The 26,316-nt window shown below is 60.9% G+C and carries 24 protein-coding genes, 2 tRNA genes and 1 pseudogene; 13 read left to right on the top strand and 14 right to left on the bottom strand.

Annotation, left to right across the window (positions count from 1 at the left end):
- Positions 1 to 303 precede the first annotated feature (303 nt).
- Entirely contained in the window at positions 304 to 3,213 is a 2,910-nt protein-coding gene (uvrA, locus tag AC1DXO_RS17530; protein WP_476979455.1) for an excinuclease ABC subunit UvrA, read from the bottom strand.
- A 296-nt stretch (positions 3,214 to 3,509) separates the two neighbouring features.
- On the opposite strand from uvrA, the gene AC1DXO_RS17525 reads away from it, so the two are divergent.
- Entirely contained in the window at positions 3,510 to 4,682 is a 1,173-nt protein-coding gene (locus AC1DXO_RS17525; RefSeq protein WP_476979454.1) for a hypothetical protein, read from the top strand.
- An 86-nt stretch (positions 4,683 to 4,768) separates the two neighbouring features.
- Here AC1DXO_RS17525 and AC1DXO_RS17520 read toward each other — a convergent pair whose 3' ends face one another.
- From AC1DXO_RS17520 to AC1DXO_RS17505, 4 genes are all read right to left on the bottom strand, one after another.
- Entirely contained in the window at positions 4,769 to 6,007 is a 1,239-nt protein-coding gene (locus AC1DXO_RS17520) for a TadE/TadG family type IV pilus assembly protein (protein WP_476979453.1), read from the bottom strand.
- Between the two features lie 89 nt (positions 6,008 to 6,096).
- On the bottom strand, positions 6,097 to 6,537 hold the full coding sequence (locus AC1DXO_RS17515; RefSeq protein ID WP_476979452.1) for a flagellar basal-body protein FlbY: 441 nt from the start codon (positions 6,535 to 6,537) through the stop codon (positions 6,097 to 6,099).
- Positions 6,537 to 6,881 carry a rod-binding protein gene (locus tag AC1DXO_RS17510; protein WP_476979451.1) on the bottom strand — a complete coding sequence of 115 codons (345 nt, stop codon included), beginning with the start codon at positions 6,879 to 6,881 and terminating at the stop codon, positions 6,537 to 6,539. The genes AC1DXO_RS17515 and AC1DXO_RS17510 overlap by 1 nt, the downstream gene beginning before the upstream one ends.
- A gap of 2 nt (positions 6,882 to 6,883) precedes the next feature.
- Positions 6,884 to 7,978: a flagellar basal body P-ring protein FlgI gene (locus tag AC1DXO_RS17505; RefSeq protein ID WP_476979468.1), complete on the bottom strand. Its 1,095-nt coding sequence runs from the start codon at positions 7,976 to 7,978 to the stop codon at positions 6,884 to 6,886.
- A gap of 355 nt (positions 7,979 to 8,333) precedes the next feature.
- Between AC1DXO_RS17505 and AC1DXO_RS17500 the strand changes: the two genes are divergently transcribed.
- From AC1DXO_RS17500 to AC1DXO_RS17475, 6 genes are all read left to right on the top strand, one after another.
- Positions 8,334 to 8,759, top strand: a complete 426-nt coding sequence (locus tag AC1DXO_RS17500; protein WP_476979450.1) for a flagellar assembly protein FliX — start codon at positions 8,334 to 8,336, stop codon at positions 8,757 to 8,759.
- Between the two features lie 260 nt (positions 8,760 to 9,019).
- Positions 9,020 to 9,448, top strand: coding sequence for an RNA polymerase-binding protein DksA (gene dksA, locus AC1DXO_RS17495; RefSeq protein WP_476979449.1), 429 nt, complete (start codon positions 9,020 to 9,022; stop codon positions 9,446 to 9,448).
- A gap of 110 nt (positions 9,449 to 9,558) precedes the next feature.
- Positions 9,559 to 10,899 carry a glutamate--tRNA ligase gene (gene gltX, locus AC1DXO_RS17490; protein WP_476979448.1) on the top strand — a complete coding sequence of 447 codons (1,341 nt, stop codon included), beginning with the start codon at positions 9,559 to 9,561 and terminating at the stop codon, positions 10,897 to 10,899.
- A 32-nt stretch (positions 10,900 to 10,931) separates the two neighbouring features.
- Positions 10,932 to 11,390, top strand: coding sequence for a DUF6265 family protein (locus AC1DXO_RS17485; RefSeq protein ID WP_476979447.1), 459 nt, complete (start codon positions 10,932 to 10,934; stop codon positions 11,388 to 11,390).
- Complete coding sequence (locus AC1DXO_RS17480) at positions 11,387 to 12,136, top strand: 3-keto-disaccharide hydrolase (RefSeq protein ID WP_476979446.1); 750 nt, start codon at positions 11,387 to 11,389, stop codon at positions 12,134 to 12,136. The genes AC1DXO_RS17485 and AC1DXO_RS17480 overlap by 4 nt, the downstream gene beginning before the upstream one ends.
- A gap of 101 nt (positions 12,137 to 12,237) precedes the next feature.
- On the top strand, positions 12,238 to 12,981 hold the full coding sequence (locus AC1DXO_RS17475; protein WP_476979445.1) for a hypothetical protein: 744 nt from the start codon (positions 12,238 to 12,240) through the stop codon (positions 12,979 to 12,981).
- A gap of 118 nt (positions 12,982 to 13,099) precedes the next feature.
- Here AC1DXO_RS17475 and AC1DXO_RS17470 read toward each other — a convergent pair whose 3' ends face one another.
- Positions 13,100 to 13,696 carry an LOG family protein gene (locus AC1DXO_RS17470; protein WP_476979444.1) on the bottom strand — a complete coding sequence of 199 codons (597 nt, stop codon included), beginning with the start codon at positions 13,694 to 13,696 and terminating at the stop codon, positions 13,100 to 13,102.
- 121 nt (positions 13,697 to 13,817) lie between these two features.
- Here AC1DXO_RS17470 and AC1DXO_RS17465 point away from each other — a divergent pair, with 121 nt between their 5' ends.
- Positions 13,818 to 14,588, top strand: a complete 771-nt coding sequence (locus tag AC1DXO_RS17465) for a hypothetical protein (RefSeq protein ID WP_476979443.1) — start codon at positions 13,818 to 13,820, stop codon at positions 14,586 to 14,588.
- A 15-nt stretch (positions 14,589 to 14,603) separates the two neighbouring features.
- Here the strand turns inward: AC1DXO_RS17465 and AC1DXO_RS17460 are convergent, their stop codons facing one another.
- The 4 genes and pseudogenes from AC1DXO_RS17460 to AC1DXO_RS17445 all read right to left on the bottom strand — a co-directional run bounded on the left by AC1DXO_RS17460 (position 14,604) and on the right by AC1DXO_RS17445 (position 15,935).
- Positions 14,604 to 15,242 (bottom strand): 2OG-Fe(II) oxygenase, encoded by a 639-nt coding sequence (locus tag AC1DXO_RS17460; RefSeq protein WP_476979442.1) that lies wholly within the window; start codon positions 15,240 to 15,242, stop codon positions 14,604 to 14,606.
- Between the two features lie 80 nt (positions 15,243 to 15,322).
- On the bottom strand, positions 15,323 to 15,556 hold the full coding sequence (locus AC1DXO_RS17455; protein ID WP_476979441.1) for a hypothetical protein: 234 nt from the start codon (positions 15,554 to 15,556) through the stop codon (positions 15,323 to 15,325).
- A gap of 1 nt (position 15,557) precedes the next feature.
- Positions 15,558 to 15,714: pseudogene (locus tag AC1DXO_RS17450) on the bottom strand (DUF3309 family protein).
- A 145-nt stretch (positions 15,715 to 15,859) separates the two neighbouring features.
- A tRNA-Asn gene (locus AC1DXO_RS17445) sits at positions 15,860 to 15,935 on the bottom strand.
- A 360-nt stretch (positions 15,936 to 16,295) separates the two neighbouring features.
- Between AC1DXO_RS17445 and AC1DXO_RS17440 the strand changes: the two genes are divergently transcribed.
- Positions 16,296 to 17,429 (top strand): methyl-accepting chemotaxis protein, encoded by a 1,134-nt coding sequence (locus tag AC1DXO_RS17440; protein WP_476979440.1) that lies wholly within the window; start codon positions 16,296 to 16,298, stop codon positions 17,427 to 17,429.
- A 62-nt stretch (positions 17,430 to 17,491) separates the two neighbouring features.
- Here AC1DXO_RS17440 and AC1DXO_RS17435 read toward each other — a convergent pair whose 3' ends face one another.
- From AC1DXO_RS17435 to AC1DXO_RS17425, 3 genes are all read right to left on the bottom strand, one after another.
- Complete coding sequence (locus AC1DXO_RS17435) at positions 17,492 to 18,505, bottom strand: glycerophosphodiester phosphodiesterase family protein (RefSeq protein ID WP_476979439.1); 1,014 nt, start codon at positions 18,503 to 18,505, stop codon at positions 17,492 to 17,494.
- A 48-nt stretch (positions 18,506 to 18,553) separates the two neighbouring features.
- Entirely contained in the window at positions 18,554 to 18,973 is a 420-nt protein-coding gene (locus AC1DXO_RS17430) for a MarR family winged helix-turn-helix transcriptional regulator (RefSeq protein ID WP_476979438.1), read from the bottom strand.
- A 34-nt stretch (positions 18,974 to 19,007) separates the two neighbouring features.
- Positions 19,008 to 19,081, bottom strand: a tRNA-Cys gene (locus AC1DXO_RS17425).
- 202 nt (positions 19,082 to 19,283) lie between these two features.
- Between AC1DXO_RS17425 and AC1DXO_RS17420 the strand changes: the two genes are divergently transcribed.
- From AC1DXO_RS17420 to AC1DXO_RS17405, 4 genes are all read left to right on the top strand, one after another.
- Complete coding sequence (locus tag AC1DXO_RS17420) at positions 19,284 to 19,913, top strand: protein-L-isoaspartate O-methyltransferase family protein (protein WP_476979437.1); 630 nt, start codon at positions 19,284 to 19,286, stop codon at positions 19,911 to 19,913.
- A 268-nt stretch (positions 19,914 to 20,181) separates the two neighbouring features.
- Complete coding sequence (locus AC1DXO_RS17415) at positions 20,182 to 21,621, top strand: TolC family outer membrane protein (RefSeq protein WP_476979436.1); 1,440 nt, start codon at positions 20,182 to 20,184, stop codon at positions 21,619 to 21,621.
- Between the two features lie 188 nt (positions 21,622 to 21,809).
- Positions 21,810 to 22,334 (top strand): PopZ family protein, encoded by a 525-nt coding sequence (locus AC1DXO_RS17410; protein ID WP_476979467.1) that lies wholly within the window; start codon positions 21,810 to 21,812, stop codon positions 22,332 to 22,334.
- 99 nt (positions 22,335 to 22,433) lie between these two features.
- Positions 22,434 to 25,127, top strand: a complete 2,694-nt coding sequence (locus AC1DXO_RS17405) for a valine--tRNA ligase (protein ID WP_476979435.1) — start codon at positions 22,434 to 22,436, stop codon at positions 25,125 to 25,127.
- Here the strand turns inward: AC1DXO_RS17405 and AC1DXO_RS17400 are convergent.
- Complete coding sequence (locus tag AC1DXO_RS17400; protein ID WP_476979434.1) at positions 25,111 to 26,190, bottom strand: glycosyltransferase family 4 protein; 1,080 nt, start codon at positions 26,188 to 26,190, stop codon at positions 25,111 to 25,113. The genes AC1DXO_RS17405 and AC1DXO_RS17400 overlap by 17 nt on opposite strands.
- Positions 26,191 to 26,316 lie beyond the last annotated feature (126 nt).

Here is a 26,316-nt window from a genome sequence, read left to right as displayed (position 1 = left end):
TGGTGCCTGTTTAAGCTGTAGCTAAGGCCCCCCACCGTCACGGCTTACGCGCCGAAGAAGCGCGAGCGCCGCGCCACCTCCCCCGCCAACGGGGGAGTATAAGAAAAACAAATACTTATACCGCCCCGTGAGCGGGGCGGGGGACCGCCCGAGACATTGCGAAGCGTAGCGCAGCTTTGGCGATGGGTGGTGGTGGGGGCCTTCGGTCGTTCGATCACTCAAACCAAGCACATATGTGCATACCCTAGCCGCAAGCGGTGGAGGACTGGCTTTCTAGTCGGAGGGAAACAGTAGAGGCATCTGTTACTGCGCTGGCTCCAGGTGCCGTTTCTTGTGTTTGGCCAGCATGCCCTTGAGGTACTTGCCTGTCCACGACTTCGGGTTTTCGGCCACCTGTTCAGGCGTGCCGACCGCTACGATCTCGCCGCCGCCGTCGCCACCTTCCGGGCCGAAGTCGAGCAGCCAGTCCGCCGTCTTGATAACGTCGAGATTGTGCTCGATGACGACCGTCGTATTGCCATGATCGGTCAGTTCGTGCAACACTTCAAGCAGCTTGCGCGTGTCCTCGAAATGCAGGCCGGTCGTCGGTTCATCCAGGATATACAGGGTCTTGCCGGTGGCGCGCTTGGATAACTCCTTCGACAGCTTGACGCGTTGCGCCTCGCCGCCTGACAGGGTCGTTGCCTGCTGGCCGATCTTGATATAGGCGAGACCGACGCGTTTCAGCGTCTCCAGCTTGTCGCGGATGGTCGGCACGGCCTTGAAGATGTCGGCGCCTTCCTCGACCGTCATGTCGAGCACATCGGCGATGGAATAGCCTTTGAACGAGATGTCGAGGGTTTCACGGTTGTAGCGCTTGCCCTTGCAGACGTCGCAGGTGACATAGACATCGGGCAGGAAGTGCATCTCGATCTTGATCAGGCCGTCACCGGAACAGGCTTCGCAACGCCCGCCCTTGACGTTGAACGAGAAGCGGCCCGGGCCATAACCGCGCGCCTTGGATTCGGGCAGGCCGGCGTACCAGTCGCGGATAGGGCCGAAGGCGCCGGTATAGGTGGCCGGGTTGGAGCGCGGGGTGCGGCCGATCGGTGACTGGTCGATCTCGACGATCTTGTCGAAATATTCCAGGCCCTCGATCTTGTCGTGGGCTGCCGGGTGGGCCGAGGCATTGTTGAGCCGCCGGGCCGCGGCTTTATACAACGTCTCCAGCGTGAAGGTCGACTTGCCGCCGCCAGATACGCCGGTGATACAGGTCATGACGCCGACCGGAATCTCGCCGGTAACGTTCTTCAGATTGTTGCCGCGCGCGCCGATAACCTTCAGCATTTTCTTCTTGTTGATCGGCCGACGTTCCTGGTCCGTGTCTTTGGAGTAAAAGAGCGGGATTTCGCGTTTGCCGGTCAGGTATTGGCCGGTCAACGACCTGGCGCAGGCCTTGATCTTGTCAGGCGTGCCCTGGGCAATGATCTCACCACCATGGATGCCGGCGGCCGGACCCATGTCGATGACATAGTCGGCCTGAAGTATGGCGTCTTCGTCGTGCTCCACGACCAGGACCGAATTGCCGAGGTCGCGCAGCCCCTTCAGGCTGACCAGCAAGCGGTCGTTGTCGCGCTGGTGCAGGCCGATACTGGGCTCGTCCAGCACGTACAGGACGCCGGTCAGGCCTGAGCCGATCTGTGAGGCCAGGCGAATACGCTGGCTCTCGCCGCCGCTCAGCGTGCCGGAATTACGCGACAGGTTGAGATAGTCGAGACCGACGTCATTGAGAAAGCGCAGGCGGTCCTTGATCTCCTTGAGGATGCGCCGGGCAATTTCCACCTGTTTTTCGCTCAGGCTGTGTTCGACCGTGTCAAACCAGGCGTGGGCGTGCTTGATCGATAGTCCGGAAATTTCGGAAATGTTTTTGGCATCGATCTTGACGGCCAGGGCTTCGGGCTTGAGCCGCGCGCCCTTGCAGGCTTCGCAGGGCGTCTCGGATTGATAACGCGCCAGGTCTTCGCGCACCCACGACGAGTCGGTTTCGCGCCAGCGTCGGTCCATATTGGGGATGACGCCTTCGAACGGCTTGGTGACGTCGTAGCGCCGCGATCCGTCCTGATAGACGAACTTGATCTTGTCCTTGCCCGAGCCTTGAAGGATGACCTCCTGGATGGCGGAGGGCAGGGCCTGCCACTTGGTGTCGATCGAGAAGCCGTAGTGAAGTCCCAGGCTTTCCAGAGTTTGGGCATAGAGCGGCGAGGGGCCCTTGGACCACGGCGCGATGGCGCCGTCCTTCAGCGACAGTTTCGGATCGGCGACGATCAGGCCGCGGTCGAAAGTCAGCTTGACCCCCAGGCCATCGCAGGCCGGACAGGCGCCGAAGGGATTGTTGAAGGAGAACAGGCGGGGCTCTATCTCCTCGATGGTGAAGCCGGAGATCGGGCAGGCGAATTTCTCGGAGAAGATGATGCGGCGGGGCTCGGTCTCACCCTCCTGGATATCGGCAAATTCGGCGACCGCCAGGCCGTCGGCCAGGCGCAGGGCCGTTTCCAGGCTGTCTGCAAGGCGCGCCATGATGCCGTCCTTGACGACCACGCGGTCGACCACGACGTCGATATCGTGCTTGAAGGTCTTTTCCAGCTTGGGCGCGTCTTCGATGGCGTAATACTGGCCGTCGATCTTCAGGCGCTGGAAACCCTGGCGCTGCAGGTCGGCGATTTCCTTCTTGTACTCGCCCTTACGGCCACGGACATAGGGCGCCAGCAGGAGCAGGCGCGTGCCCGGTTCGAGGGCGGTAATCTTGTCGACCATCTGCGAAATGGTCTGGCTTTCGATAGGCAGGCCGGTCGCCGGCGAGTAGGGGATACCGACCCGCGCCCACAACAGGCGCATATAGTCGTGGATTTCGGTGACCGTGCCGACGGTGGAACGCGGGTTCTTCGAGGTCGTCTTCTGCTCGATCGAGATGGCGGGCGACAGGCCTTCGATGAGATCGACGTCGGGCTTTGACATCAGCTCGAGGAATTGCCGGGCATAGGCCGACAGCGATTCGACGTAGCGGCGCTGGCCCTCGGCATAGATGGTATCGAAGGCGAGCGACGACTTGCCCGAGCCCGAAAGACCGGTCAGGACGACCAGTTGGCCACGCGGAATATCGACATCGACGCCCTTCAGATTATGCTCGCGCGCTCCGCGAACCTTGATGAAGTCCTGATCGAAGTGGTTCGCCATACGCGACAAGTCCTAAAAAGGTTCACAAATTGGTTACTCAGCCGAGTGCAACGGCGATCGAATTATATAGAGGTCTTGCCGTGATTTGCCAGTGGCGCGCAAGAACATTATGGCAACATTTGCAGATTCGCGCTGCAATGCACATCAAATCCCGACCTTGACCCGACATTGGACTTGCCTGGTGTCAGGATTTGGCAGCAGGCGCCAACAGGCCTATTGCGTTCGTGGGGTGACAAAGCGGACAAAGTAAGGCCAATATTCCTCGTCACGGTCGGGTCACGGAGGGCTATGACCATATGCGCGTCACCATAGAGCGGATCAGGGACGAGATCAGCGACCGTCTCGAGGTCGCGACGGCCTGGGCCTATGGCATGACGGGCGGTCGTTCCGGCCAGAACCGGCGCCTGGCCGGTTCGACGGTCTTCGTGCTAATGCTCCACGCCCTGTTCTTCTGGGGCCTGGTGGTGACCCATCCGCGCAATATGAATCTGCCGACCTTCGAGGATACGCCTCTGGAGGTCGAGTTGTACGACGTGCCGCCACCGGAACCCGAGCCTGTACCGGTGCCTAAGCCGATCGTCGAGCCGGACGTACAGCCGGTAGAAACACCGCGCGAGCAACCTGTCGAACAACCGCCCGAACGTCCAATCGAAACGCCGCAACCGGTCGAGCAACCGCAACCGCAGACCGTACCGGCCCCGCCCCAGCCCACGATCGCCGAGAATCCGCGGCCGAGCACGACGGTAAAGCCGGTGGAAATCCCGGATTTTACCACGCCGCGCGCGCCGACCGTACGCCAGCAGGCCCAGCGCGATGTGACCGCCGACAATCGATCGGCGCCGACGGTGACGCCGACCCCAACCGCCAGTCTGGGTGTTAAGAAAAAGAACAAGGACGAAGATATCCAGGCCAAGACGACGGCGACGGCCAGTCAATCGACCACGTCGCGCGACGTCACGGCGCTTAACCTGCACGAACCGCCACGTATCGCGCCGGACGCACCCGCGTCGCCCATTGCGCCATCGGGCCTGGCCAATAGCGGCAGCAAGCCGGCGGGCGCCGGATCCAACACCACCCTGCCGCCGGGCGCGCTGCAAGGCGCCAATGGTTCACTGAAAGGCGGCCGTTCCGGCGTCGCCCAGGCAATCCAGAACCATAATAGCTGCGTGTCGATCCAGCAAAAAGGCAAGCCGATCCCGCAGGGGTGCAATATGGCCGACATGAATGCGATGGGAAATCTGGGCCCCAAGCCCGACGCCGATTTCCAGGCCGCCGCGGCGCGGCGCGATGCCAATCTGCGTTACAAGACCGATGCCGGCAGCACAGAATACTGGCAGAGGGTCAATGCGGCGCCACAGCCGGGCAGCGCCGGACGCGACGATGGCCTGCCGCAGAAGGGCGCCTATTCCGGTGCAAAGGATCAGCGCGTCATGAACGGTAGCAACACCGATCCGAAGAGCGGAAATTAGAACGAAACCTGTGAAGCCACTGAAAACTTATACCGCCCCGTGAGCGGGGTGGTATAAGTTTAAGCTACTTTGGTCGATCTCGGCGGCTACTTTATCAGCCTCACACTGGTCATGACACCGCTGCCGGACGGCGAACTGGAGCCCCCCATCGGTGTCAGTGTCCAGGTCGTGTTGTTGAGGATCAATCGCCATACGACGAGGGTCAGGGCGTCGGACTGTACGCCTGACTTGGCATTCAGCGTCAGTTCGCGCGAAGGCAGCCAGATCAGGCCGGTCAGCTTGTTGGCGACCGAGTCGTTGAGGACGAACTGGCTCTTGGCAAGACCCGAAGCCTCATACATCAGCAGGTTCTTGTAGGTGCCGGTCGATGGCGCGCTGAGGTCTGCCGATATGCCGGAATTGAACTGGATCTTCGACGTATCGGCGTAATAGAAGGTGACCCCGGTACCGGTCCACGTACCGCCATTGACGTTCCATCCGCCATTCTTGATGACATAGACGCCGGGAGCGAAGGTTATCTTGGCCGAGGAATTGTTGAAATTGAACCAGCCGCAATAGACGCCGGGCTGCAGGGTCTGCGTAGCAGCGCTGTAGTTCAGGTTGGAATAGGTGCAGGTCGAGGACGACGGCGTGGGCAGGGTGCCGGCATAGGGATCGCCCTGGGCGGCACAACTGGTCGACAGGTTGGGCACGGTCACCGAGTTCTTGATGACATTGGCGCCCTGGATGCACAGTTTCTTGAAATTCAAACTGCTGCCCGAATTGAAGATGGCAGCCGGATTGGCGGTCGATTTGACATGAATCTCGCAGGTCGGCGCAGAAACGCTGGCGCCGCTATTGACCAGCAGGGCCTGCGAGCCGGTCGGATCGAGCACATATATGCAGGGTGCGCCGGAGGAAGTTGTCGTAGCCGTGCCCATGGCGACGGACTTGACGCTGAGCGTCAGGCTGTTGATGCCGACCAGTTTCATCATGAAGGTCGGGCTGACATAGGTCGCCTTGCCGGTCAGGGTCGTCGTGACTACAGAGGCGGAGGCGGCGGAGGACGCTGATGACGAACTGCTATAGGACTGGCTGGCGGCGGCCAGGTCGGTCGGGACATTCTTGGCGAACGCAGCACTGGCCGAACTTGTCATCTGGGTAGCGCTGGCCCGGACACCGGCAAGCACGGCGGAATCGAGCGCATCCTGCATATCGTGACGCATGGCCGAAGCGTTGATCATGTCCAGTGTGCCGCCCGCGGCCGCAATGACCACAACCAGCAGCATGGCAAAAATCATCGACACGTTGCCGCGTGTATTGCGCCAGAATTCGCAAGATCTCATAACCGCCACGCCCCGCAACCACAACCTGCTGATTATGCACGGCCGGCGTGAAAACCATGTAAAATATTGTAGTTAATGAATTTTCATGCTCATGCACTGCGGACGAAGTTCATCGATTGCGGCCCAATATCCGCAGTCCGGCCCCGTGCGCCGTAGGTTGCCGCCTGATTGCGCAGCCGGCTTAGGTCCTCGGCGACGGCGGCGATAATGCCCTCGGTGACGGTCTTGGCGGCTATGACCGCGTGTTCGTAGCGATGCAGGCGTTCCTGAAACACGATGGTGGCTTCGCGCAGATCCTTCTTTTCGTCCGGCGTCAGGCCGGACAGCAGGGACGGATCCGCCTTGATGCGCGCCGATTCCAGTCGGTAAAGGTTCGAAAGTTGCTGGGTTTCCTGGACGTCGGCATGCAGATCCTGAGGCCTGTGGGCTTCCAGGACGGCAGTATCACGCAACAGCCGGTCGGCCAGGCGAGCGGTCAGGGCCAGTAATTGGCGGGCGCGGTCGGACGGAGTGTGAGCTGAGAGGGCCATCAGGCGGCGCTTTCCTGCAGTTTGAGAAGTTGTTTTTGCATCATGTCGGATATGCCTATGCCGCCGCGCTGGGCCATGTTCTTGGCGATGGCGTCGATATAGAATGAGCGCATCGAGGCTTCGGCCTGGCCGCCACCGAACGGACCATCGGTGCTGAGGCCGTCGAACATGGGCGATAGCAGGTTGGACAGGCACATGGTCTCGAAGTCCTTACCGAGCTTGGCATTCTTGGCGTCGTTCGGAGATTGCCCGGCGGCGTGAGCCGCTCCAGCCAGGCGCGATTGGGTCGCTGCACTGGCCTGACTCTGGGCGGCTTGAAGGGTGAGAAGGGCGTTGGTGTCCATGATCACATAACCTGAATATCGGCTTGCAGGGCGCCGGAGGCCTTGACTGCCTGGAGGATCGAAATCATGTCGCGCGGGCTGACGCCCAGGGCATTGAGGCCGGCGACCAGGTCGGACAGGGACGAGCCGCCGCCCAGTTGGATCAGTTGCTTGCCCTTTTCCTCGTCGACCGTGATGTTGCTGTTGGGAATCGCTGCTGTTTGACCACGCGAGAAGGGCGCCGGCTGGCTGACATCAGGCTGTTCGTCGATGCGGATGGTCAGATTGCCCTGGGCGATGGCAACGCGCGAGATGCGGACGTTTTCACCCATGACGATGACGCCGTTGACTTCGTCGATCACCACTCGGGCCGATTCGTCGACATCGACGGTCAGGGGTTCGATGGCCGTGACGAAGTTCATCATGTTCTGCCCGGCTGGCGGGCGGATAGCGACGATGGACGGGTTTTCGGCGACCGCCGTGCCCGGATACTGGGCTGAAATGGCGGCGGCAATCCGTTGGGCGGTCGTGAAATCCGGGTTGTGCAGGGTCAGGCGCAGAGTGGCCTGGCTGTTGAAATCGAAGCCGGTTTCACGTTCGATGATGCCACCCGACGAGATACGGCCGGCGGTAGGCACGCCCTTGGTGACCGATGACCCGGACGCCCCGCCGGCTGAGATGGAACCGGTCTGGACGGTGCCTTGCGCCACGGCATAGGCTTCACCGTCGGCGCCGATCAGCGGTGTGACCAGTAGTGTGCCGCCCAGCAGGCTCTTGGCGTCCCCCATGGCCGATACCGTCACGTCGAGGCGCGAACCGGAAGCCGAGAAGGGCGGCAGTTCGGCGGTGACCATGACCGCTGCAATGTTCTTGGTATTAAGATCCGCGTCCCGGACATTGACCCCCAGGCGCTCCAGCATGGCTTCCGTGCTCTGCTTCACCATCGGCGAGTTGCGCACCGTGTCACCCGTGCCGTTCAGCCCGACGACAATGCCGTAACCGACCAGCTGGTTGGACCGTACGCCCTCGACGTCGACGATATCCTTGATCCGCGAACCCGCCATCGCCTGGGGCGCCGCGACGGCAAGCGACAGGGGCGTGGCCAGAGCCGCTGCCATCAGAGCCGATTTCCATATCTTGCGCATGCACCACTCGCGGTTAACTATTCAAGTCCCTACGAGTAAGCGATTTTCGTGCCAATCCCTGTGGATAAATTTTGCGTGTAGAGTCAATGGCTTGCCAGCGTCCAGCGCGAGGCGGCAAAATGCGCGGAAATTATTGCCGGGGCGTTAAGGCTTCGCTTACCCGAAGGCGGCAATAATGGCCTACAAGCGCAATCCGAAAAGTGTCGCGCATGAAGTGGTGCACTTTTCGGATTAATTGCGCGACTAAACTATGGGTCGTAGTAGACGGTCCCCAGACGCCAGAATGTGCGCCATATTCGAAATTCAGGCCAGATTCCCAGGTGCGTAAATGACCTTCAAGATCAATTCGGCAACCGGCATGAGTGTCCCGGCCAGTGCAGGCGGGATGAAGCGCACGGGCAGTGACTTTTCGCTCGGCAAGTCCGCCGGCGCGCCCAGATCGGCCGCGACCGCACAGGCTTCGGCGGCACTGGGCATGATGGGAGTCGACGCCCTATTGGCATTGCAAGGCGATGAAGATGTCCTGACCGGCCGCCGCCGTCGCCAGATCAAGCGTTCGCACAGTATGCTCGATGCACTGGATGATCTCAAGGTCAGTGTCCTGTCCGGCGATATCGACGACAATGCCCTGTTACGCCTGCAGACCTTGATCGCCGAACATCGCGAGGACATCGACGACGACCGTCTGCAGGGCGTGCTCAATGAGATTGAGACCCGAGCGTTTGTCGAATTGGCCAAGCGGCGGCTGATGTGATCAGGGCCGACAAGTGCATGCTCAGGTAGTGAAATGGCTTGGCTAAGTGGCTGAGCATGAAAAATTTACACAAATCCTTTAAAAATATCGCAGTGCAGCGAACGCAAATTCGCTTCACAGGGTAGGCGCAGCACACTATAAGCCGCAAAAATCCGTGCGGCGGTGCGGGTGGTACTGTTCTTGCTGCGGTACCAGCGGAATGTGCTGTGAAGGCACGTTTTAGCGGATTTGGTGTTAGATATTTGGGGTCGAACAAGCTTATGCCGTCAAGTAATGTGCCTGAACTGGCCACAGCCTACCGTCCATCCGAGGACGAAGACTATATGAGTGCACGTCAACTGGCCTATTTCCGCGCCAAGTTGAATGCCTGGAAGGACGAGATCCTCCGTGGCGCCAAGGAAACCGTCAATGTCATGCAAAAGGAAACGGAGAACCACCCCGATCTCGTCGACCGGGCCTCTTCCGAATCCGACCGTGCCCTGGAACTGCGCACGCGCGACCGTCAGCGCAAGCTGATTTCGAAGATCGACGAAGCCATTTCACGTATCGACGACGGTTCGTACGGCTACTGTGAAGAGACGGGTGAGCCGATCGGCCTGGGCCGTCTCGAAGCGCGCCCGACCGCGACCCTGAGCATCGAAGCCCAGGAACGCCACGAACGTTCGGAACGAGTCCACCGGGACGACTGAGGCTGAGGGACAAGCGAAGTCCCCACGGTTGTCTGTTTTTTCTTTAAAACCCGGCGCGCACGGCGTATGGGGTGTCTCCGTTTTTCTTACGCCTTCAGAGACTCCCTATCATGACCGTCAAGGTTCGCTTCGCTCCGTCGCCCACCGGCCGCATTCACGCCGGCAATGTCCGTGCTGCCCTCGTCAACTGGCTGTTTGCGAAGAAGCACCAAGGCCTGTTCGTGCTGCGTATCGACGATACCGACCTGGAACGCTCGACCAAGGAAAACGAAGACCTGATCGAGACCGATCTGACCTGGCTGGGTCTCGTCTGGGACGAGCGTTACAACCAGTCGAAGCGTTTCGACATCTATCAAAAGTGCGCCGACGCGCTGAAGGCCGATGGCCGCCTTTACGCCTGCTACGAAACGGCTGAGGAGCTGGACCGCCGCCGCAAGGTGCAGCTGTCGCGCGGCCTGCCGCCGGTCTATGACCGGGCCGGCCTGAACCTGAGCGCGGAAGAACGCGCTGCCCTGGAAGCCGAGGGCCGCAAGCCGCACTGGCGCTTCAAGCTCGATGGCAAGCGCGTCGCCTGGGAAGACCTGGTCCGCGGCCATTGCGAGGTCGACACCACATCCATGTCAGACCCGGTCCTGATCCGCGAGGACGGCGCCTTCCTCTATACCCTGCCGTCAGTGGTCGACGACCTCGACATGAAGATCAGCCACGTCATCCGCGGCGAAGATCACGTCGCCAATACTGGCACGCAGATTGAGATATTCGAAGCCTTGACGAGATTCTTCGGCGGTCAGACTCTGCCGGCGTTCGCACATATGCCGCTGCTGGTCGGGGCGGATGGGGAGGGCTTGTCCAAGCGCCTGGGTTCGATGTCGATTTCCCAGATGCGCGATGACGGTCTGGAGCCGCTGGCCATAGTCTCGCACCTGGCAAAGATCGGTACGTCGGACGCGCTCGAAGCTGCACCGTCACTGGATGCCCTGGTCGAAGGCCAGGACTTCGGCAAGATGGGCCGTGCGCCGGCGCGCTATGATTTTGACGATTTGATGCGTTTGAACGCTGGCGTTCTGCAAGCAACCCCTTATGCGGCCGCGCAGCCGCGCCTGGCGGCACTTGGCGCCGACCTGGGGGAACTGTTCTGGGATACGGTCAAGGCAAACATTTCCAAATTCGATGAAGTGACGCAATGGCGTGATATCGTTGCCGGTGACATCGTGCCGCGCGTCGAGGATGCTGCTTTCATTTCGAAAACTCTGGAAGTATTGCCGGCCGATTATGGCCGCGAGTCGTGGAGCGCCTGGACAACTGCGATCAAGGAAACGACCGGCGCGAAAGGCAAGGCCCTGTTCATGCCGCTGCGCCAGGCCCTGACCGGCATGGATCACGGCCCGGACATGGGGGTCTTGAGCTTCCTGATCGGACGTGACAGGATCGTCCAAAGACTTGGTGGTTAGAAGACCGGGCGGCTAGCAAAAAAGGAAGCGCCATGAGGGTAGGGCTGATTGCGGGCGTTGTGTTCCTGGCGTTCATGACTCAATCGGCCCAGGCCGGCGACATCAGCGACCTGCATTGGTTGTCGGGCTGCTGGGTCGAGACCAAGGGCGAACGCGTCGTCGAGGAGCAATGGCTGAAGCCGGCCGGTGGTGTGATGCTGGGGACCGGGCGGACGGTCAAGGCGGGCCAGTTACGCGACTATGAATTCACTCGCATTGCCGCCGTTGACGGCGTTTTGACCTATTTCGCCGAGCCCTTCCAGCAGACGCCGACCAGTTTCGCCGCCATTCGCCAAACCGCGGAGGAGATCGTTTTTGAGAACAAGGCGCACGACTTCCCGCAACGGGTCATCTATCGCAGCAAGGGCGCGGATGCGCTGGAGGCCGCCATCGAAGGCACGATGAACGGCGAAACCAAAACCATCACCTGGGAGTATCAAAGATGCGCATGACGTCACTTATCGCCCTGGGGCTGCTGGCGCTGGCCGGCACGGCCTCAGCCCAGACGGACGAGGAAAAATCCCGCGCTACCGAGGTCTGGTCGCCCGTGCCGAAAAAGGTCGACGTGCCCGAAAGCGGCATGCCGTCGGATGCAAGTATCCTGTTCGATGGCGGTGCCCTGGGGGCCTGGGAAAGCGTCAGCGGCGGCCCAGCCAAATGGGACGTGGCCGATGGCGCCATGACGGTTCACCCGGGAACGGGTGACATCCGTACCAAGCAGTCTTTCTGCGATGTCCAACTTCATGTTGAGTGGTCGACACCGACCACGACGACCGACAAGAACGGCAAGGAACTGACCAGCCAGCAGCGCAACAACAGCGGTGTCTTCCTGCAGGAGCTCTACGAGGTCCAGGTGCTGGATTCGTATAACAGCGCGACCTATGTCAACGGCCAAGCCGGTTCGATCTACAAACAGTCCATCCCTCTGGTCAATGCCTCACGCGCTCCGGGCCAGTGGCAGACCTATGACATCATCTATACGGCGCCGAAGTTCGACGCCGCCGGTGTCGTGACCTCGAAGGGCCGTGTCACCGTTCTGCATAACGGCGTTCTGGTCCAGAACAATTTTGAAATCCAGGGACCGACGGCATGGATCGGCCATCCGCCCTATGTCGCGCATGGCTGCGCGCCGATCCGGCTGCAGGATCATGGCAACCCGATCCGCTATCGCAATATCTGGGTCCGCTCTTTGTCATAACGGCATTCGGGGCGTAACGGCCGTTCAGGCAAATGTGCAGCGTGCATGTTTGTGTTTGCGTCCATCTGATATAGGCTTCCTCGCAACTGCGAAGGAGCAGCATGACTAAACGCGACCCGACACTCTGGACAGGCGTGATCAGCGCGGCCGTGTTTGCGCTGTGCATGGCTGTGTGCTTGGGAGCGTTTTGGGGCGCCCTGTCGTATGGACCTGTCCTGGTTCATGGCCTGCGCACCGGCGATCTGGATCTTGCCGCACGACCGGACCGGGCGCAGCCCCGCTTCATCCAACTGGCGCGGGCAACCGGCTGTGAGCCCTGGCAGGTGTTGCCATCCGGGCGGTGCAGTTCGCGGACAAGGTTTGCCGAGTGCAATACTGTACGGTGTAATATCGCCTTCGACCGCGGCTGGATCATCGCGGTCGATTATCCAGTTGGCGACACTGCCGCAGCGCCGCCTTTTACCGGCCATTTTCCCCAGCGCCTCGGTTATCGCATTGGCAATGGCGGTGAGACCTACGACATGACCGTGGCAGTGGCCTATCGCCCGTCGGCAGGAGAGGACCGCCTGGGCGATGACGTCGACACCACGGAGTCGTGGGAGCACCTGGACGCCGGGATCAACTTCGTCCCGGTGGCCGGCCGCATGCAATGGACGACGGACGGTCGCGAGGCCCGGTTGCTGGTCAGGGCCTATGACGGCGCCCAGGTCGTGGTCAATATCCGCCAGCCCCTGGCGGAGGACGCTGTGGAGTGCAGCCGGGGCGTAGTTCTATTCGGCCCAAATGTGCGCAGGGCCGTCCTTGTCGACTCGGTGAAGCGGTGCCTGAATTGGACGCCGTCCTGATTAGAGCGAAATGACATTAGGTAGAATCGTCATTTCGCCCTAAGTTTTTGCTTTGTCGCGCAATTTAACCGAAAACGGGGCCGCCCGTGCGGTGGCATCCACTTTATCGGATTGCGCTCTAGACCAGCCGGCGGGTATCGATATCGACGTCGACGGCGGTCAGGCCGGCCATGGCGGTCAACACATCCTCAACCGTATCGACGCTGATATAGGTGTTCAGGAAGCTGGCCGGCGTAAACTGGCTTTTCAGCGTGTGCTCAATCAACGTGAAGAGCGGTTCCCAGAAGCCGTTGATATTGAGGAAGATGATCGGTTTCTTGTGCAGATCCAGGCGTCGCCACGACATCAGTTCGATGACCTCTTCCAGGGTACCGACCCCGCCGGGCAGGACCACGAAGGCGTCCGCTTCTTCGAACATCATCATCTTGCGTTCGTGCATATTGGTCACCACGCGCGTCTCGACGTCGTCATACAGAAGCTCGCGGCTGCGCAGGAATTGCGGCATGATGCCCAGCACCTTGCCGCCGGCATCGTGAACGGCGCGGGCGGTTTCGCCCATCAGGCCGACGCCGCCGCCGCCATAGACAAGGCGCAAGTCTGCCCCGGCAAGGACCTGACCCAGGTCCAGCGCCGCCTGGCGATAGGCCGGATCGGATCCGAAGGAGGAACCACAATAGACGCAGACGGATTTTATTTCAGTCTTGGCAACAGACATAGAACGACCTCACACACATGACAGGTTGTAACTTGCTTCGTTTTTCTTGCGCAACGGCTATCTAAGCCGCTATTTATCAAATCGAAAAGTGGATAGTGCTTTCAACGTGAAAAGATTTGTCTTGAAATCCCCTGCCGCGAAATTTGCCGTCCTCCCGGTCCTGGCGTTATTGTTGAGCGCCTGTCATCCCGCCGGCAATGCGGTAACCGATGAAGATAGCGAGGCGCTGAGCAAAAAGGGCTATACCCGTGCGCCCCGGATCACTGAAGTCACGCAGCAGGGCGGGAAGGTCGTTGTGATTGGCCAGGCGACTCCGGATGGCCGTGTCCACATCAAATATTCGGGCCGCAGCGACGCGACGCCGACCGATTCGAAGGGCCGGTTCAAGTTCGACGTGCCACCGGGGCCCGTCGGTGGCCTGTATGATCTGGAAATGGATGATCTCGGCCGTTCGCTGAGCGCGGAAGGCCGCCTGTTCGTGCCGACGGGGGAGCCGAACAAGGCCGTGACCTTGCACCCCGGCGGCGCCAGCCTTTCCCTGGGCGACGACAAGAATATCATGGCGGTGGTCGACTATGACGGTGCCGGCGGATTGGCCGTAGCGGGAAAGGTCGAGGCCGGGCGGACGGTCAATCTCGTTCAAGGGGGCGTGATCATCGGCCGGGCGCAAAGCGACGATACCGGGCGCTACCACCTGATGTCGCAGATCGCGCCGCCGTCAGCGCCCCCCGTTCAACTGGACCTGGCCATCGAAGCCGGCAGCGATCGTGCCCAACACACCATCACCATATCCCTGCCAACGGCCGCCGATCAGATCACACGCCTGCCGGACGGATGGCGCGTCGACTGGGCCTTGCCCGGCGGCGGTGTCCAGACAACTCTGGTTTTTTAAGATCCGGACGTAGGCCTACATCATCTCGTCTTGTTGCCGCTTCGACGACGAAAACAGCTTTTTCAGGAATTCCGTGACGCCATGCCGTTTGGCCTTGCGCGCGACCGCGTCTTCGCTGACCAGCCAGGCAATCTGCACGACGCGGCGCTCGCCCTCGAACGGTGCGTGGCCGTGCCACGAATTGTCGAGGCGCGGAAAGGCGATGAAGTGGCCATAGCCGGGATTAACCTCGGCGGTACCGAGGCCGGCCTGATCAGGGCCTTCCAGGAAGCGGAGATTGCCGCCGCTTGCGCCATCGCGGTTGAGATAGATGAGGGCGGAGGCCAGCTTGTCCGCGCCATCGGTGTGCGGCCGACCGTCTTTCAGCGCCGACCATTTACGGACCGTCACCCACGTCGGCTTGCCAACCAGATCGACCCCCAGCTTGTCGCCGATCGCCCGGGCGAAGCCTTCGCTGCGCACCTCGTCCAGCAGAGCCTTGAAAGCCGGGCCCATGGGAAAATCTTCGGGGCGCATATAGCCGGTCTTGTTGATCTGCGGAAAGTCGCTGGCAATCTGGTCTTCGAGATCTGGCGGCAGGATATCCGCGCCGATCAGATTGCGGAAGGGATAGTCGGAGGCCGGGGTGGCGGTGATCGAGTCGTAACGCAGCATGAAACTTACCTGAAAGAGCGATGCCGCTTTATAACACGGCCTTCGCGGCAAATTCCAGACGGGATAAGACTGCGCAGCGCTTATGACTCGAGACGGGCGTCCATAACGGGCGGCTCAGTGCTGTCCGGCTGATAGCCGGTCTCTTCGGCGCGGGGCGACGACGCCTGGCCGGAGGTTCGCGGCATGTCGATATACAGGGCGGCGGTAACGGCGACCAGGATCATGGCGAGCAAAGCCAGCACCGTGGGGAATACGGCATGCCGGTTAGGTCTTGGTGCGCTGTACAGGCGGTCAGTGGCAGAGACGCTGTTCATATCATATCCTTCCCAAAAGTATCAAAATGACGACAATAACCAGAAGAACACCGAGCCCGCCGGATGGACCATAACCCCCACCGTGTGCTGTGCGGCCAGTTCGGCAGGGCGCCGACAAGGGCCAGGATCAGGATAACGATGAGGATGGTACCGAGCATGAAGCGGTGCCCCCGATTTTGTGTCGGTTCACTATCGCCGCGTTCGAGATAAGGAAAAAATCAGTGGCGAGGCCGTAATATGCAAAAAAGCCACGCGCCTCGGGAGGCGTCGTGGTTATCGTTTCAATTTTTTATGAAGGTGCCTTGGCTCCCCGAACAGGACTCGAACCTGTGACAAGTCGATTAACAGTCGACTGCTCTACCAACTGAGCTATCGGGGAACGGCGCAAGCCTTGGCAAGGCGGGCCGTATAGCGCGGCTTTTGTCCCCATGGCAAGCCTTAATGTGTGGATTTTCACAACAATTCAGCGGGGACGCCTGTCGGCCACGACAGGCGGCGAATATCAGCCATAAAAAAAGCCCGAAACGGGTTCGGGCTTTGAAGTTTGGTGATGGTGGGTGTCTTCAAAAAAGCAAAGACAACGCCGTTATGACGGCATTTAGCTTAACGAAGCGTAAATGCGAAATGGCTGCGAAAAATATTGCTGGGCCTGACTTCGGAACAACTGATTGAGAGCGCGTTCATGACAAATTAACCACGCTGCTGAACTCTGGCAGCTAATATTTTGAGAGGATTCGTCGTGACCCTATCTGCCCAAGTGCTCCGGATTCGCGTACTTTTGGCCATTGTTGCAGCGGGGCTTGCCGTCGTGGCCGTGTTGAGTGTCAATCCGCTCAAGCCGGTGCTGCTGGCGGTAGCCGTGGTTGTCGGCGTCGTGGCCGTTGCGGCGCTGATGATGTCGACATCCGTAGCCCGCGCGGCGCTCCAACTGGCGAACGATAACGAATCACTGCGGGAACGCGAAGCCTCGCAAGGCGAACGGGAAGCACAGGCCGTCCGCCGCGCTGACGCCTTGTCCGACGAACGCCGCGTGGCGCTGCATGCCCTGGGCGGACAACTGGAAAAGCAGGTTTCGAGCCTGATTGACGGCCTGAGCCGCTCCTCGACCGCTATGACATCGTCGGCTGACCATATGAGCCAGTCAGCCTTCGCCGCGTCCGAAAGTGCCGGCAAGGTCGCTTCCGTAGCCATCCAGACGTCCCAAAATGCCCAGAAGGTTGCCTCGACGGTGATGGAACTGTCGCAGACGGCCAATGAAATCGCCGCATCGACTCACGAATCGACCCAGGTCTCGGCGCGCGCTTCGGCCGAAGCCGAAGCCACCTCGGCCATGATGACCCGCCTGGGGCAGAGCGCTGACGAGATCACCGCCGTGGTCGACATGATCGCGTCGATCGCCCAACAGACCAACCTTCTGGCGCTGAATGCCACGATCGAAGCCGCGCGGGCAGGGGAGCACGGCGCCGGCTTTGCCGTCGTCGCCGCCGAGGTCAAGACCCTGTCGCAGCAGACCGAAAAGGCGACACGCGAAATCACGGCCAAGGTGCAGCAGATTCAGAACGACGCCAATGGCGCCCGGACGGCCATCTCGGCCATCGTAAACACCATCGGCGAACTGCGCGCCGGAGCGGACGATATTGCCCGCTCGGTCGCCGCACAGCAGATGGCGACCAGCCAGATTGCCGATACGGTTGAAAACCTGGCCGTCGGTTCGCAAAGCGTCGGCGACGATATCGATTCGGTACGCAATATTGCCAGCGAAACCGGCCAGGTTGCCAGCGTCGTCTTCGAAGAGGCCAAGTCCGTCAGCGAGGTTTCAAAATCGCTGGGCCGTGAAATCGCCAACTTCCTCATTTCGGTCCGGGCGGCTTAACTTCACTCGATCACTGTTGGAAAAACCCAATACCGCCCGGCTTGCCGGGCGGTATTAGGTTTTCAGTGGTCTTGGTCATGAACTGATGACTTCGCTGTCGCGGCCGTTGGCTTCATCAGCGGACCTATGATCTCGACCGCATCAGTCAGCACGCCCATCCGCCACGACTTGGGCACCCTGGCATATTGCTCCGGCGTTGTGATGCCCTGGACACCGAGTTTACCCTTGGCGGGCGCGACCAGATAGAGATAGCTTCCGGCGTCGGTGAAGCGCTGTTGCAGCCGGTTCGGATAACCCCAGGCCAGCCAGGTGAGGTTCTGGGGAACGAACAAGACCGTATTGTAGCAGGCCTTGGGCATATAGCCGCTCCACCCCACAGCCATATAGCTAAAGCCACAGCTTTTCATTGTTGTCTTGCCGAATGGCTTCAGTCCCGGACGCAGGGTTGCCAACCGTGCGATCGGCCGGTCGCCGCCATAGGCCATAAGCCTTTCCGGCCGGCTTTGAGGATGTGCGGTAAGCCAGGCGTCCAGCTTGTCGGCCTCGGTTGCGTCATTGCTTTTGATATTGATCAGGAAATGCTTGTCCGGCCACGTCGTCAGCACCTCTTCCAGCGATGGCATTTGGCCCTTATATTGGCCGCGAAACGGAAAGGTCTTGCCGCCGTCATAGGTATAGCCGTGGCCGATATCCAGGGCTTTCAACTCGCTCATGCTGTGGTCGCGTGTCACGCCATGACCGTCGGTACGGCAGTCCACCGTCCAGTCATGAAAAACGGCGAACTGGCCGTCGGTCGTCGGGTGCACGTCCAGTTCGACCGCATCGGCGCCGGCGTCCAGCGACGCCTTCATCGATGCCAGGGTGTTTTCCAGGAAGGCGTGAGTCGGTTTGAAAATCCGCGTCGCCGTGCACGTGTCGCGCTTGAGATCTGTCCGGTCGTAGCGCTGATAGACGCCGCGATGGGCCAGCAGTTGCGGCGTCATCTGCGGCGGCCTGGCCAGCCACGAGGCGTTCATCAGATACAGTCCTGCTGCTACCGCGAGGCCAAGCCCGCCGGCGATGTACCGCTTTTTCATGAGAGGTCTCCGTAATATGTGTAGCATTGCTACGCATATTTTCGACTGTCAAGATGTCTTCGGAGGGATGAGGCTATCCATCACGGTCAGCATATCGGCGACCGTTTCGGGCTTCAAACGGCCAAGCACGGCCTGCAATATGGCCAGGCGCTTGGCATAGACCTGCTGGTAGGCGGCCTTGCCGGCCTCACTCAGGTTCAGCGCTACGGCGCGCCGGTCCTTAGCCGCCGTGCGTACGACCAGGCCCTGGTCGATCAGGCTGGCGACAAGACGGCTCATGGTCGGATGGCTGACGAATTCGAGCGCCGCCAGTTCGGTCAATGGCAGGTCGGGATGGCTGTAGAGGGTGCTGAGCGCCGAATACTGCGCGCTGGTCAGGCTGGAGCCTTCGTCCATGACGCGGGCGTGGCGCAGCAACCGCGTAGCGATATTCTGGAAGCGCGCCGCCAGATCCGCGGGATCCGCCATAGTGCTGACCCCGAAAGCAGAAAAGCCGGGAAACTGGAGGCCTGACCCGGAGTCGAACCGGGCTACACGGATTTGCAATCCGCTGCGTAACCGCTCCGCCATCAGGCCTCAGGAGCGAAGGGCGTTCAGCTATCAGATCGCTTGCGCCACCGCAATCACTTCCGGCAGATTTCGGGAGGAATATTTAATAGGCCGCCAAATTGTGTGATGCCGCGGTGCAAAATTCGCCGCAGGGAACGATTGCAGTCTCCAGCGCATGAATATAAAGATAAGGCGCTTTTGTCCGAGTCTGCCTGAAAGAGAATTATCCATGGATTTTCACGCCGCCCGCCAGAACATGGTCGAGTCCCAGGTTCGCGTGAACGATGTTACCGACACGGCTTTGCAACTGGCCATGCGTCATGTGGCGCGCGAACGTTTGTGCGCGCCGTCGCAGGCCTTCGGTGCCTATGGCGAGGTGGAGGTTGCCATTGCGCCTGGCCGCGTGCTGATGAAGCCGCGTGACATCGCCAAGCTGCTGCAGACCCTGGAACCGCGTGTCGGCGAAAGCGCCCTGTGCCTCGCAGCGCCCTATGCGGCCGCGGTCCTCGCAACCGTTGGTCTGACCGTGACGGAGCAGGAAGCCGATTCGCGGACCATGGCGGTGGTTGGACCTTATCTCAAGGAGCTTGAGGTCAAGACCGAAGTTGCCGATCTCAAGACACCAGTCGGCCGCGATTATGACGCCATTATCGTCGAGGGCGCCGTCGCCGAATTGCCGGCGACCTGGTTGAAGGCCCTGAAGGTCGGTGGCCGTCTGGCCGTTGTTCTGCGCGATGGCGCCGTCGGCAGGGCGCGGTTGTACATCCGGCTGGAGGGCGGTTTCTCTGAGCGCGAAGTGTTCGATTCGTCGCCGTCCACCCTGTCGGGGTTTGCACGCACGCCGTCGTTTGAGTTTTAGGCTAGGCTCAGGCTGGCTGCTGACATGCGATGACAGTGTGTCGCGCCAGGATAGAGCCTGACTGATGCCGAATTATCGCGCTTCATGGGGGATCGATGGCTTGTCCCCGGTTGAAACGCCAAATGAAAAAAGCTTAACTCGCCAGGATGCGATTTGTCTGGCAGTAGGGACTTAACAAGTTTATCCAATTCGCGGCCAGACTGGTATCATAGCCCTTCTGCCTGTCGAAACCGGCACAATGTCCGGACTACTCTATCGGGGTGTTTTGATGACCAGCTTCAAGTTCGGACGTGCGTTTTCCCAGCGTTTTGGCTCTCTGGGTCTAAAGGCCTTGGCCGCCGCGTCGGTTGTGGCGCTTGGCGTCGCCTTGGGGGCGGCCCAGGGCGTACACGCCGAAAGTCTGAACGATGCCATCGCCATGGCCTACGGGCAGAACCCGACCCTGGCGCGCGCCCGGGCGCAGCAACGCGCCAATGATGAAAACTATGTCCAGACCAAGTCGCAATTCGGCCCGTCGGTCGATGCCGGCGTCAGCACCAGCTATACCGACCAGGATCAGTTCGGTCAGGGCCGTTCCAACACGTCGGTCAGTCTGTCGGCGCAGCAGACGGTTTTCGCGTCCGGTGGCCTGACCAGTTCACTGCGGGCGTCGCAAGCCAATGTCATGGCCGGGCAACAGGATCTGCGCTCGACCGAGTCGTCAGTCCTGCTGAACGTCATCCAGGTCTACACGGCCGTGCGCCGCGACCAGCAGGCCCTGAAGATTTCGCAGGACAATTACGATATCCTGAAGCAGCAACTGGACCAGACCCAGGCGCAGTTCGATGCCGGCCAGCTGACGCGTACCGACGTCGCCCAGTCCCAGGCGCGGTTGTCGGCCAGTGCGGCTTCGCTGGCCCAGGCCCAGGCGCAACTGGATAGCGACCGGGCAACCTATGTTTCGGTGGTTGGCCAGGCACCCATATCGCTTGAGCCGGAACCGGTGCTGCCGGGGCTGCCGGCCAGCTTCGACGACGCCCTGGCCATGGCCGAAAAGAACAACCCGGACCTTCTGGCCTCCTTCTATGCCGAGGATGCTGCCAAGGCGCGCGTCAAGACGGCGCGGGCCGGCTACGGCCCCACCGTTGCCCTGAGCGCCGGGATGAGCGATTCCGCCAAGACCGACGACCTGTCGGGCCTGGGCGAAAATACACCCGTCAATGCGACCCTGCGCCTGTCCGTGCCATTGTATAGCTCCGGCCTCAACAGCTCGCGTGTTCGCCAGGCGTCCGAAAACTATAATGCCCAAAAGATCCAAACCGAGATCACCCGTCGCGGCGTCGTCTCCCAGGTGTCGCAGTCGTGGTCGCAGATGATCGCCGCGCGTTCCGCCGTGACATCGAACGAGGAGCAGGTGCGTGCTGCCCAGGTTGCCGCCGAAGGCGTCAAGACCGAGCAGCAGGTCGGCCTGCGTACCAATATCGAAGTCCTGAACGCGCAGCAGGAACTGAAGTCGGCGCAGCTTCAGTTACTGGAAGCCCAGCGGACGCAATATGTTGCCGCCAGCCAGTTGCTGTCGGTGATGGGCGGCTTGACGGCCCAGGCCTTCGTGCCGGACATCGAGCTGTACGACCCGCAGGATAACTTCGATCACGTGAAATCCAAGGGCTGGTCGCCGTTGCAACCGGTCACGCGCGTCCTTGACGGACTGGCCGCCGGCGGCAACTGATTCGTATTGCATTTTTACGCGATAGCGGAGCGAGCTTGCGGTTGTGCGGGCTCGCTTGATCACAGAAAAATTAGTCTTTGACACGAAAATCACCGTTGAAATCCTGTCTCGACAGTTGCCAAAGACGGCTAACACGTGTCACCTAACGACGGCTTCAGTTGGAATCCGATTCGCAGCAGTTAAAGAACATGGCAGAACAATCCGCACACGAACCGACAATGGAGGAAATCCTCGCCTCGATCCGTCGCATCATCTCGGAAGATGACGCCCCGGAGGCCGAAGCGAAGGCTGCCGCGCCGGCCCCAGAGCCCGAACCGGAGCCGGAACCGGAACCCTACATTGAGCCGGAACCCGAGGAAGATGTTCTCGAGTTGACGGAAACCTATGATGCGCCGAGTTCGATTTCGATCGGCGACATTGAAGCTTATGAGCCGGTAAAACCAGAGCCGGCACCGGCGCCACGACCCGCCTATACTCCGGAGCCCAGCATGTCATCCCTGGTCAGCGAACGCACCGCCGCGAGTGCAGCCTCGTCCTTTGGCTCGCTTACCAGCTCGCTGCTGGTTCCGCACTCCGACCGCACCCTGGAGGACGTCACGCGTGATCTGCTGCGTCCCCTGTTGCAATCCTGGCTTGACCAGCATCTGCCGTCCATCGTCGAAGAGCAGGTACGTATCGAAGTCGAACGTATTGCACGCCAAGCCCGCCGCTAGGCGCAAGTAATGTTGCGCTGCTAAGCTGGATTTTCGATATCCCACCTGATAAGAGGCGGCGTCTCGCGACGCCGCCTTTATTTTTTCCCCCGAAAGACCATGCTGGAAAAGACCTTCGATCCTGCCGCCGTTGAACCTCGCCTGTACAAGATGTGGGAGCAGTCGGGCGTGTTTGCCCCGACCGACGATCCGAACGCGGAAGCCTTTTCCATCGTCATCCCGCCGCCCAATGTCACGGGCAGCCTGCATATCGGCCACGCGCTCAACAATACCCTGCAGGACGTGCTGACGCGTTTTGAGCGTATGCGCGGCAAGGCGGCCCTGTGGCTGCCCGGCACCGACCATGCCGGCATCGCCACCCAGATGGTGGTCGAACGGCAACTGGCGGCCTCGGGCACCAATGTCGGGCGCCGTGATATGGGCCGCGACGCCTTCGTCGCCAAGGTGTGGGAATGGAAGGCCGAGTCCGGCGGGACCATCGTGCGCCAGCTGCGCCGCCTTGGCGCCTCGTGCGACTGGTCGCGTGAACGTTTCACCCTGGACGACGGTCTCTCGGCTGCCGTGCGCAAGGTCTTCGTCACCCTGCACAAGCAGGGCCTGATGTACCGCGACAAGCGCCTGGTCAACTGGGACCCGCAGTTCCAGACGGCGATCTCCGATCTCGAGGTCGAGCAGAAGGAGGTCGACGGCCATTACTGGCATTTCGCCTACAAGCTGGCTGATGGCTTAAGCTACCTGCATCCGGTGATCGATGAGGACGACCGCGAAGTCTTCGAAAGCCGCGACTATATCGTCGTCGCCACCACGCGTCCGGAGACCATGCTGGGCGACTCCGGCGTCGCCGTCCACCCGGAAGATCCGCGTTACAAGGACCTGATCGGCAAATTTGTCACCCTGCCGATCACCGGCCGGCGTGTGCCGATCGTCGGCGATGACTATGCCGATCCGGAAAAAGGCTCGGGCGCGGTCAAGATAACGCCGGCGCACGATTTCAACGACTTCCAGGTCGGCAAGCGCCATGACCTGGAACAGATCAATGTCATGGACGGGATGGCGCGGATCACGGCGGAGCCCTATGCCGGTCAGGATCGCTTCGTTGCGCGCAAGGCCATTGTCGCCCGCGCCGAGGAAGAGGGCTGGCTGAAAGCCGTCGAGAAGACGAAGCATATGGTGCCGCACGGCGACCGATCGGGCGTGGTCATTGAACCTTTCCTGACCGATCAATGGTACGTCAATGCCGGCGAACTGGCCAAGGAGGCCGTCGCTGCCGTCGAGGACGGACGCACGGTGTTCGAGCCGAAGTCGTGGGAAAAGACCTATTTCGAATGGATGCGTAACATCGAGCCGTGGTGTGTCTCGCGCCAGCTGTGGTGGGGCCATCGCATTCCGGCGTGGTACGGCCCTGACGGTTTCATTTTTGTGGAAATGACCGAAGCGGAGGCGCTCAAGGCGGCGTCCCAGCACTACGGCAAACCGACACCGTTGAAGCAAGACGAGGACGTCCTCGACACCTGGTTCTCGTCGGCCCTATGGCCGTTCTCGACCATGGGCTGGCCGGAGGATACGGCCGACCTGAAGCGCTTCTATCCGACCGATACCCTGGTTACCGGCTTCGACATCATCTTCTTCTGGGTCGCCCGGATGATGATGATGGGCCTGCATTTTACCGGTAAGGCGCCGTTCAGGCGTGTCTTCATCAATGCCCTTGTCCTCGATGAAAAGGGTGACAAGATGTCGAAAGCGAAGGGCAATGTTGTCGACCCGCTGAAATTGATCGACGAATTCGGTGCCGACGCCCTGCGCTTCTATATGGTGGCGATGACCGGACCCGGCCGCTCGATCAAGCTGGACGAAAAGCGCATCGCGGGCTATCGCAATTTTGGTACCAAGCTGTGGAATGCCACGCGCTTTACCCAGATGAACGAGTGCAGCCGTATTGCCGGCTTCGATCCGGCCAAGGCGAAGCTGACCCTGTCGCGCTGGATACGCGGCGAGGTTCAGAAAACGCTGATCGCCGTGACGTCCTCGCTGGAGGCCTGTGCCTTCGATGACGCCGCCAATGCGCTGTACAAGTTCGTCTGGAACGTCTTCTGCGACTGGTATCTCGAACTGGCCAAGCCGATCCTGAATGGCGACAACGAAGCCGAGTCCAACGAGATTCGCGCCATGACGGCCTGGGTATTGGAGCAGGCCATGGTTATGCTGCACCCGGTCATGCCTTTCATCACTGAGGAGTTGTGGGACAAGACGGGCGGGGAGGGCATGTTGATTTCTCATGCCTGGCCGAAGACCGATCCCGCCGCCATCGACGCCGAAGCGGATGAGGAGATCAACTGGATGATCGACCTGATCACCGAAATACGCTCGATCCGCTCGGAGATGAATGTGCCGGGGTCGGCGCGTGCGCCCCTGGTCCTGACCGGTGCTTCGGAGGTTACCCGCACCCGCGTCGCCACTCACGAAGACCTCATTCTGTACCTGGGCCGCCTGTCGTCGGTCGCGGTCGGTGAGGTTGCAGCGGCGGGTTCCGTGCCCTTTGTCGCCGGCGAAGCCACTGCCAACCTGGCGATTGCCGAATTTATCGATATCAAGGCCGAGGAGGCGCGCCTGCTGAAGGATATCGCGGCTTTCGACAAGACGATCGAAGGCGTGCAGCGCAAGCTGGGCAATCCCGATTTTGTCGCCAAGGCCCCGGAAGAGGTGATCGCGGAAAATCGCGAACGGCTGGCGGACGCACAAAGCGGCAAGGCCAAGCTCTCGGCGGCGCTGGAGCGGCTCAAGGCGGCGGCGTAATCCCGGCAATACGGGCCCGGATGGCGTCGAGCTGCCGCGCGCGCAGTTTCGGTGCGTGCGCTTCGCGCACGAAAGCCTGCCCTGCCTGCGCCAGTGTCGTGCGCCGGCCCGGATCGCTTATCAGCCCTTCCAGCGCCGTCGCGATCGCGTCTCCGGTAACTTCCGGAAGGTAGACAGCATGGTCGCCGCTGGCCTCCCGGAGGCCGCCGGTGCCCGACGAGACAACGGCGCAGCCGGCGGCGTGCGCCTCCAAAGCGGTCAGTCCGAAAGGCTCCTGCCAGATCGACGGTACGACGGCTATGGCGGCCCGTCGAAGCGCATCCTTGACCGCTTGCAGCGGCTGGTCTTTCACGACCTCGACCTGCGCCGCCACGGGGGCCAGAACCTCCAACTGCTGGTCCGTCCAGCCCTGGTGCACCTCATAGCGGTTCAGCAGCAGGGTTACCCGCCAGTCGGGATGTCGTTCCAACACCTCCGCAAGGCCCTCGCATAGCGGCGCCAGTCCTTTTTCCGGTGCTGCCCGGCCGCTGAAAACGATATGGCGATCCTTGTCGTCCGGCTCTCCTGCCCAAAGGTCAGCGTCGATCGGATTGGGCAAGGCATAGGTCGGCTTGGTCACGGCGGGATAGTGGCGGGCGAAATCCCGGCGTATGGCGTCGCTGACGAAGATAAAGGCGTCGAACGGGCTGAACTGCCAGGCCAGGCGCCAGGCGTCGAACCGGTTCTTTGCTGGCTTTACAGCGTTGTGGCGGTACAGGCTGTTGGGTACGCCCCTCAGGGCCATGGCAACTGGCTGCGCCGAGACCGCCTTCTGGTGGAACTCTATATAATCCGGTGAGAAGGCTTTCAGGGCTCGCACCATGCGCGAAAAGTACAATAGACGCCCCGGCCCGGAATCGATCTCGGTCACGCGTGTGGTGTCGCGGACCTTGGCGCCGCGTTCGCAGAAGACGCGGACATCGTCGCCTGCCCCTGACAACAGGCTGCGAACAACGGTTTCGATCGAATTGGGTTCCATGGCGCAGAAACGAAAGCCCGGCGGCAGAACTACGGCAATCTTCATAGGGGGGAGACCTGACAGCGTTTTTGCGTCCCTGTAGCCCGGTCATGCCTCCGGAACAAGCCGGCCCATTGTTTTCCGCTGCCGCCATTGTTTTCCGCTACCGAAAGCATTATGGAGCATCACTGT

It is taken from the genome of Asticcacaulis sp. P2_C5 (assembly GCF_056404555.1).
Note: the sequence above shows the minus strand (reverse complement) of the source record. Positions and strands in the feature narration are given on the sequence as shown.